The sequence below is a fragment of the Infirmifilum sp. genome (genome assembly GCF_049970975.1).
Taxonomy (GTDB): Archaea; Thermoproteota; Thermoprotei; order Thermofilales; family Thermofilaceae; genus Thermofilum; species Thermofilum uzonense.
This window is the reverse complement of sequence record NZ_JBMFLX010000059.1, coordinates 1-7,920: the sequence shown is the minus strand read 5'-3', so window position 1 is coordinate 7,920 and position 7,920 is coordinate 1. Positions and strand designations below refer to the sequence as shown.

Annotated in this window: 8 protein-coding genes; 1 reads left to right on the top strand and 7 read right to left on the bottom strand. The window is 50.8% G+C overall.

Annotated features, from left to right (window positions below):
• Nucleotides 1-28 precede the first annotated feature (28 nt).
• The 7 genes from ACP5KC_RS07565 to ACP5KC_RS07535 all read right to left on the bottom strand — a co-directional run bounded on the left by ACP5KC_RS07565 (nt 29) and on the right by ACP5KC_RS07535 (nt 6,821).
• A complete protein-coding gene (locus ACP5KC_RS07565) occupies nt 29-226 on the bottom strand; it encodes a hypothetical protein (RefSeq protein ID WP_428287143.1) in 198 nt (65 codons plus the stop codon).
• Nucleotides 227-306: 80 nt separating this feature from the next.
• A complete protein-coding gene (locus ACP5KC_RS07560; protein ID WP_424740976.1) occupies nt 307-1,101 on the bottom strand; it encodes an ArsA-related P-loop ATPase in 795 nt (264 codons plus the stop codon).
• A 19-nt stretch (nt 1,102-1,120) separates the two neighbouring features.
• Complete coding sequence (gene cooS, locus ACP5KC_RS07555) at nt 1,121-3,049, bottom strand: anaerobic carbon-monoxide dehydrogenase catalytic subunit (RefSeq protein WP_428287142.1); 1,929 nt, start codon at nt 3,047-3,049, stop codon at nt 1,121-1,123.
• A gap of 5 nt (nt 3,050-3,054) precedes the next feature.
• Nucleotides 3,055-3,666, bottom strand: a complete 612-nt coding sequence (locus ACP5KC_RS07550) for a 4Fe-4S dicluster domain-containing protein (protein ID WP_428287141.1) — start codon at nt 3,664-3,666, stop codon at nt 3,055-3,057.
• Between the two features lie 118 nt (nt 3,667-3,784).
• Nucleotides 3,785-4,870 (bottom strand): winged helix-turn-helix domain-containing protein, encoded by a 1,086-nt coding sequence (locus ACP5KC_RS07545; RefSeq protein ID WP_428287140.1) that lies wholly within the window; start codon nt 4,868-4,870, stop codon nt 3,785-3,787.
• A 6-nt stretch (nt 4,871-4,876) separates the two neighbouring features.
• Nucleotides 4,877-5,461, bottom strand: coding sequence for a V4R domain-containing protein (locus ACP5KC_RS07540; protein ID WP_273433362.1), 585 nt, complete (start codon nt 5,459-5,461; stop codon nt 4,877-4,879).
• Between the two features lie 106 nt (nt 5,462-5,567).
• Nucleotides 5,568-6,821, bottom strand: a complete 1,254-nt coding sequence (locus tag ACP5KC_RS07535) for a S8 family peptidase (RefSeq protein WP_428287139.1) — start codon at nt 6,819-6,821, stop codon at nt 5,568-5,570.
• Nucleotides 6,822-7,225: 404 nt separating this feature from the next.
• On the opposite strand from ACP5KC_RS07535, the gene ACP5KC_RS07530 reads away from it, so the two are divergent.
• Nucleotides 7,226-7,918, top strand: coding sequence for a formate dehydrogenase accessory sulfurtransferase FdhD (locus ACP5KC_RS07530; protein WP_428287138.1), 693 nt, complete (start codon nt 7,226-7,228; stop codon nt 7,916-7,918).
• Nucleotides 7,919-7,920: the final 2 nt, after the last annotated feature.

Sequence of the window (7,920 nt, the reverse complement as noted above, 5' to 3'; positions counted from 1 at the left end):
AAAAAATTCACCTTTTTAAAAAATGTTTTTATTCGAGGACTACGAGTACGACGTGTTTAATGAAGTCTCCTTCTATCTTTGCGACTTTTTTGAACCCTTTGAACTCGTGTCGTGAACCATCAATCGTTACGAGGGTCAGGGAGCTGTCGTTTATTATGAGCTGTGTTACGTCCTTGAATTTGTGTTCTTGCGCGTTGTAGTGTACGGTTACCTTGCTCTCACACATTTTTTCAACCCATGTATGACTATACAAACCTTCTTAAAAACATTTTTATTTGAGGACTACTTTTTCTTTTACGCATTTTTTCACTTCACGCGTGATTTTACGAACTTTGTTACGGCACTTACGTCTGTCCAGAAGGTGCTGTCCCTGCTTATCTCTATGCTTGCACCCGTCTGTTCTACCACCTCTAGCTTAGGGTCAAAGCGGATAGTGAAGAAGGGAGTGTTTGGGTGTTTCGCCTGGAAGACATCGAGTAGCTTTTCAGTGGTTTTCATGTCTTTAACTTTGTTTATTATCAAAGCGCGATCCCTTATGTTGAGCTGCTGGCTCATGTCTAATATGTGGCCGCATGCGTCCAGTGCCTTGAGGGTGGGCTCTGCTACGCAGAGGTTCATTTCAAACTGCTCGCCGAGAGCCCTACCCATAACCTCCAACCCTGCCTCGGAGTCTATCAAGACTATGTCACGCGAGGTAAGGAGAACGTGCATGAGGAATGCTTTAGCGAAAGCTATTGAGGGGCACATGCAGCCCTCGCCCGCATCCTCTATTCCGCCTACTACGACCAGGCGTAGGTTGTCGTTTATCTTTACACTGAACTTGTCCACTATGTCGTCTACCTTTGGGCTCAGGGAGAAGAAGAGGCCCCAGCCCTCGCCGGGCGCGGCCCCTGTTCTCTCCTTGACCAGCTCCACGTTATCCACTAGGGGTACTATGGACTCGATAACCTCTAAGGGTAGTCCGTAACTTCTAGCGAGATTGGGATAAGAGTCGGCGTCTAGGGCTAGAACGTTGAAACCGGACTCTGAGAGTTGGATAGAAAGAGCGGCACTTATACTTGTCTTACCCGTTCCACCTTTCCCCGTTACCAGTACTCGCACTCATTCCACCGGTCTTTTTTTAGGTAGGCCATCCAAGCTTTTTCCTTTTCTCAATAATGTGGTTTATTATCGTTTCGGCAGCTTTTTCGGGATCGGGCTCGACGTAGAACTTTCCTCCGAGTATCTTCTCAGCGTCCTCAGTTAGCAGTTTTGTGACATTGGGGCTTCCAAGCACTGGTGGGACTACTCCAAGATGAACGAGAACTCCAGAGGCCACAAAGTATGTTCCTATCGAGACGGCTTTCTCGCTAAACCACTCGGGGGCTGAGCCCGCAGCGGGAAGGTCAGATATGTCAACGCCCAGGGCGTCGGCAAGTGCTCCGAGGACGAGGAGTATTCGGCTGCAGTCTACGCAGCTACCCATGTGTATTGCTGGAGGAATGCCGAGAGCCTTGCAGACTTTCTTGAGCCCTGGACCAGCCATTTCAGCAGCCTCAAGCGTGAAGAATCCGTGGGTGGCGGCTGCGTGTGCCCAGCACCCTGTTCCTACGACTAGTATGTCGTTTTCTATGAGCTTCTTCGTGACGGTTATAAGGTTGTAGTTCTGTTTGACCTTGGGGTTGTTGCATCCAACTATGCCTACCACGCCTTTAATGGTGCCCTCCTTTAACGCCTGGATAAGTGGGTCTAGGGATCCTCCGAGTATCTGGAGGAGGGCCTCCACGCTGTAGCCTGCCATGGCCTCTGTCTTGTGTTTAGGTATTTTTACTCTAGCCTTGTTGCGTCTTGGGAAGTTTTCTATGGCTATTCGCACTATTTCCTTGGCCGCTTCGTCGGCATTCTTAGGATCGAATTCTACGTGTATAGCTCCTGGTATCTTCATCTTTGGCTCAGTAGTTATAAGCTTAGTGTGGAAGCACTCCGCCAGCGTAGCAAGTGAGGGCATGACGCACTGGTAGTCGGCGATAACCGCCTCGACAGCGCCAGTGATAATGGCGAGCTCTTGCAGCAGCATGTTCCCGGCGATCGGTATTCCCTGTCGCATGAGGACTTCGTTGCCGGTACAGCACATGCCGACCACGTTGACCCCGTTAGCTCCGTATTTCTTCGCGAGCTCCTGCATCTCCTTGCTCCAGGCCACCTGCACAATCTTCATAGATAGTACTGGGTTGTGACCGTGTACGACGATGTTAACGGCATCCTCTCTGAGGACGCCTAGGTTTATATTGTATTTGATCGGCTTGGGTGTCCCGAACAAAATATCGCTGAGAATCGTAGCCATCATCGACCCGCTCCAACCGTCGGCGAGCGCAGCCCTTACACCCTGCAGGGTAAGGTTCACGGGGTCGGCGTCGACTCCCATGTGGGTCCTATGCATTATCTCGTTAACCTCGCGATCGATTGCTCTTGGCATGACGCCGAGCTTGCTCCAAACCTCTTTTCTCTTAGAAGGCGCTAAAGCCTCGATAAACTTCAACGGCTCGTCTCCGAATTTACCGAACTCCGCAGCCAATATTGGTACTAGATCCTTCGCTATCTCTTGGTCTGTCCTCCCATCGACCGGTACTCCCAACGCCTTGGCGAGCCAGCGTAACTTCTCAGAGTCTGTTATCTTATAAGACTTAGTCTTCCCTTCAGCCACATATTGGAACACCTGGAGTATGTCCCTCGCATGGTCGCTGTGTGCAGCTGCACCGGCGGCAATCATCCTTAAAATGTTCCTAGCAACGATAGTATCTGCGTCTGCACCACAAACACCACGTTTCGGCCCGTTGCCGAAGGGGTCGATCCTGCAGGGACCAAGGGCACAGTTCCTACAGCAAACGCCTAGCAAGCCGAAGCCGCACTGAGGCTCTTGCTGGAGTAATCTATGCCATGCCGTCTCGTAGCCTTCACGGTTGGCTAATTCTATTAGCTCTGCTGCAGCAGGGTTTATGGTTGCCTTTTCGGGATCTACTTTCCCATTTTTCCAGGAAACCTTTGTCGGCAACAACTCTACCTTAACCATATTTCTCACCCCTCACGAGCAAATGATTGACGAATAATAGGCGGGGTCACGGGGGCACCTGATGACCCCTTACCGTATGGGGGCGGCACTATAATAGCCCGGGCCTCCGATGAGAACGCCTTTAAAAGTTCCCGGATCTTAGCCTGTGCAACCTCCTTCATTAGGTCGTCTAGTCTACCATACCTCAAGGCGCCTGTGGGACACGCCTCGACGCAGGCCGGCTCCTTTCCGGCCCGGACTCGTTCGTAGCAGAAGTCACACTTCACGGCTATACGCTTTGGACGATAAAGTGTTATTGCGCCGAAGGGGCAGGCCCTCGCACAGACCATACACCCCTTACATTTTCCCTCATCGATTAATACGAAGCCTTCCGGTGAAATATTGATGGCGTCAAACGGGCATGCGTCCATGCATGGAGGTTGGGCGCAGTGAACACACCTCGTAGGTACGGTGAGTCCGTCGACAGGTAAAACTGTTATGCGTGGCATGGGTTTTGGGTCTTCAAAGGGCGCAGTGTATATGCTCTTGGTCTTGGAGTGTTCTACCGCACAGGCCAGCTCGCAGGATTTACAGCCCGTACAGAGCTCGGGCTTAACTAATATATAATGCTCACTCAACCCCCTCGCCCGTCTTAAACATTTCTTAGAAATCTTATATAGTCGCCGAGAAACGAATTGTTAAATATTAACCGGAGACTCCGAATTATTATTGAAAATAATTCGGATTTATGATATGTTAAAAAGTGAATTTCTCATGCAAGTTCTTCAGTGCCTCACGATAGGCTGACAGGAGTTGCATTCCTACCGCGGTTAGATGGCATGTGCCCCTTAACTTTCCTCCCCTTTTAGTCTCTATAATCTGTTCTCCTAGGCTCTTTTCAAGCTTCTTTATTTTTTCTACAGCAGTCGAGTACGGTATACCTACAGTAGCAGCAGCTGCCTTTAGAGAATTCGTTGCGTAAATAGCTTCGAGTAGAGCTATCATTTTCGGGGTTATGGTTACGTTGGAGGATGCCTCCCTAAGGCCTAGGTGTATATCGGGCGTGAAGATTAAGCGTTTCCCACAAGATGGCTTATCATCGAATACAAGCCTCCTCAGGGAGTCCAGGTTTATTTTGCTCAATGGAACAGCATCCTGGTCCATTGGGTGTTTCTTGAGGAAACCGTCATGCGATAGGTAGATGAAACCTCGCATGGAGAGAGGACGTAGGAACAGAAGTAATGGATAGCCCTGAATGTATGCCCTCATCGCTGTGTACCCGTATATTTGGCCCATGGGGAGACCAACCTCAGCCTTTAAGAAATTAGCCAGTTTCAACGGATCCATGCCATTACTGCAACTGTAGGGGGCCTCGCCTACAATGAGCCTCAACCCCATGCTTTGCGCTATTTTAAGGTTGGACGTGAAGTCCTTGAGCAGGTTGGTCTTGTCGTCGGGAACCCACCATATGCTGAGTCTGGCGTCAGACCAGGAGAGTATCGAGCGTAGAGATTCTTGAGGGGGTGGCGAAGATCTCCCGACTATAACTATGTCGTCGGCGTACGCGAGGGCCTGGCGTAACTTATTCAGCTTCGATACTTCGGGGAAAGAGATAAGCCAAATATTCTTCCTAGCTTTCTCTGCTACAGTTTTACTTATCCTCTCAAGCTCTGGATGTCCCGTCCAGTTACAAGCTACTAAGGCCTCATCTACCTTCTCGAGTAGTTCCAGTGTCTGCGAAACGAGTTCGTGTGTAAGGATGCCTCTGTCCTTCCTGAAGGGGCACACGGGGCAACTGTTTTCACAACTTGGTGAAAGTGAAAAAAGGAGTGTTCTAGGCATGTACTCTCACTCGAAAGCTATTTCGAACCCGCAGAAAGAGTATCCTGTGCCCCAACAATATTTTTCCCTCACCACGTTACGCCCGTAGAGCTCGCTGAGCATTCCTTGGATTACACCTGCCTCGAAGTCGCAGAGGGTTTGTCCAATGTTGGGAACCCCGTAGCAGCTGGTGCACTCGTATAAGTTTACCCGCATCGTGTCCAGGCTCTCTTTTACTATGTCCAGTAGCCCTACTCTGTAGAGCACAAGTGCAAGGGGGGCATCGTCGAGGCTCTTCACCACACCGCTTCTAACAAGGCTGCGACCGAGGTTATAGCCGGATTTCCTCATTAATGCTACCTTGGAGGGCGATGGAGCACTTGTGAGGGCTGTATATTCGATTAACCTAAACGTGTTGACGTAATAGACATCTGACTCGGTGACTGATGAGAAGAAAGGCCTTTTTTCAATTAGAAAGTCTTCAGGTTTCGGCTTTTCAAGGCGAGCTCGCGATGGACCGTTCACTAATTCCTTGTTGTATCTCCTTCTCCATTCGGAGAGAGCTTCCTGCATTCGGGCTGAAATCTCTTCAACCTGTCGGAGTAAAGCCATACCTTTATTTCAAATATGTAAAATAGTTGAATATAGTTATAAACTTATTGTGCTGGAAATTAATGAATTTCGATCCCCGGTAAAGAATACCTTCCTTATTACAATCTTAGACCTTTTCCAGTGCCTTGTCTATCCTTATAACTCCCCAGCCGTAGAGACTGTCATAGCCGGCTGCTCCTAGATCCTCGGCCGTTACGTGGAGGAGTCCCCTTACCGTGTTGGTCGAGGTATCGGTTGCTGTCCCTGGGGGTAGTGGTGGGAGTCCCTTGGCGAGCCTGGCGGCCTGGATAAGGGCTACAGCTGCACTAACGTGAGGAGTGGCCATCGAGGTTCCGCTCAGAGTAGCGTAGGTGTTGTCGGGATAGGTGCTGAGGATGTCTACGCCTGGAGCGGCTACCTCTGGGTTCCTGTTGCTCCAGCTGGGCACGGCGTTGGTAGAGTCTATTGCTCCCACGGCTATGACCTCCGGGTAGGCTGCAGGGTAGGATGGGCTTGAAGCACCTTCGTTTCCAGCGGCTGCCACGATGACTATTCCCCAGTTGTACGCGGCCTGTATGGCTGTGTGGAGCTCGGCGGGAGCGCTTGATCCTCCAAGGCTCATCGAGAAGACTTCAGGCGCATCGTCGTCGGGGTCTCCGACTATTACTCCGTCTCCGTCCTTGTCTATAATACCGTCTGGGCCCTTGATGGCTAAGTCTATTGCGATGATCAGGTCGCTCCAGCTGCCTGAGCCTGAGGCGCCGAGGACTCGCAGCATGTATATCTCGACCTTGGGTGCTACGCCGACGACGCCGATGTTGTTGTTGAGGGCTGCTATTGTGCCGGCTACGTGGGTTCCGTGGCCGTTCAGGTCGTTGTATTTAGAGGATATCCTGCCGTTTAACACGGAGACACCCCACTTAATGTTCGCGGCGAGATCGGGGTGGTCAACATCTACTCCTGTGTCGAAGATCGCGACCTCTATCTCGGAATTGCCGTCACCGTTGAGGTCGACCCAGCCCATGGTTGTAGACCAGGCTGTAGGCGCGCCTATACGCTGCACGCCCCATGGGATCGTCTGTGGGGGCTGTGATACGGGCTTGCCCGCTGAATGGAATACTCCGTCGGCGCTTACGTGCTGTACGCCTTTAAGGCCATGTACATGCATTGCCGCGCCGTGAGGCACCCTTACCACGGCTACTGGGAAAGCGTCGGCGACGTAGACAACTTGTCCCCACAGCTTTCCTAGCTCTGATGCGTCGAATGAAGACTTGTCGATGGTTATTATGAGTGTCTCGAACTGTGCTGCTGCGTTGGCCTCTATGAGAAGGGGTAACTGTAGGGCTAGTAGAGCCAGGATTACTAGTCCTAGTTTCTTCATGGCGGGGTCGCGACGTCAGAGGGGTTAATATTTCTTATGCTTTTCCTTGTGTAAATTATCTAAAACTTTAGCCTGCCTCCGTAACTAGCTAGCTAACTTATCGATCTGCTCGCGGAAAATAAAAGGTAAATTATACGGGTCAACGTAGGCATCTTCTCCGCAAGGCTCTCCGCTTTCAAAGACCGCTGTATGATGATTGCACGAGGTCTATCTCCTCATCCGCCCCCTTCTCTAGGATATCGTATCTAAATTTACGGGTTACCACTTTTCCAGGATAGTGAAAGTAATATTCGAGGTTTCTCGTGGGGCTCTGACCTCTTCCCGCGTCCTGATGAGGCGTGGCCTGTGGTTGTTTTGATCAGAGCATTTTTAATATATTATTAGGATATATTGTGGTGCTTCGAGTGAAGCCCTTTCTAGGGGAGATAGAGGCGTTTTGTTTTAGAGCCGGGGTTCTAGAGAAGTGTAAGGAGAGGGTGGCGACTGAGTACGAGTTCGAGCTGATAGTAAACGGCGCACGTATAGGCTTTTTCTCATGCTCCCCCACTCTTCTAGAAGAGTTCGCTGTCGGCCACCTCCTCTCCACTGGTCACCGTGTCAGGGATGGATACGAGTTCAGGGCTTCGGATGGGAGAGTGGAGATACATGGAGAATTAGTGAATCTTGATTCCGCTGGTAGAAACGGTAGCCAAGCTTTCAGAGCGAGCGACATTCTACGGGCCGTACAGGCGCTAGGCGACCTAGGTGTGGGTTTTAGGGAGACTGGGGCTCTTCACGGGGCCTTGTGTTTTGACCCTGAGGGGAGGATTCTTGGACATGTGGAGGACGTTAGCAGGCATTGTGCTGTTGACAAGTGTCTCGGTTTGCTCGCCAGGAATGGAGTGGATCTAAGCCGTGTAGGGCTCGCGGTGACGTGTAGGCTGACGAAGAGCATTGTCGAAAAGGCCGTACGCGTGGGTGTGCCTTTAGTGGCTTCAAGGGCTGCCCCTACTCTTGAAGGTATTAAAGCTGCTGTGGACGCGGGATTGACGGTAGTGGGTTTCGTTAGAAAGGATAGGTTTAACGTTTATGCGCATCCAGAGAGACTCATATGGTAAAG

Bases quoted from the DNA above. Each gene is read 5' to 3' on its own strand.
- ACP5KC_RS07565 (WP_428287143.1), bottom strand. From the start codon at position 226: ATGTGTGAGAGCAAGGTAACCGTACACTACAACGCGCAAGAACACAAA.
- cooS (WP_428287142.1), bottom strand. From the start codon at position 3,049: ATGGTTAAGGTAGAGTTGTTGCCGACAAAGGTTTCCTGGAAAAATGGG.
- ACP5KC_RS07545 (WP_428287140.1), bottom strand. From the start codon at position 4,870: ATGCCTAGAACACTCCTTTTTTCACTTTCACCAAGTTGTGAAAACAGT.
- ACP5KC_RS07540 (WP_273433362.1), bottom strand. From the start codon at position 5,461: ATGGCTTTACTCCGACAGGTTGAAGAGATTTCAGCCCGAATGCAGGAA.
- ACP5KC_RS07535 (WP_428287139.1), bottom strand. From the start codon at position 6,821: ATGAAGAAACTAGGACTAGTAATCCTGGCTCTACTAGCCCTACAGTTA.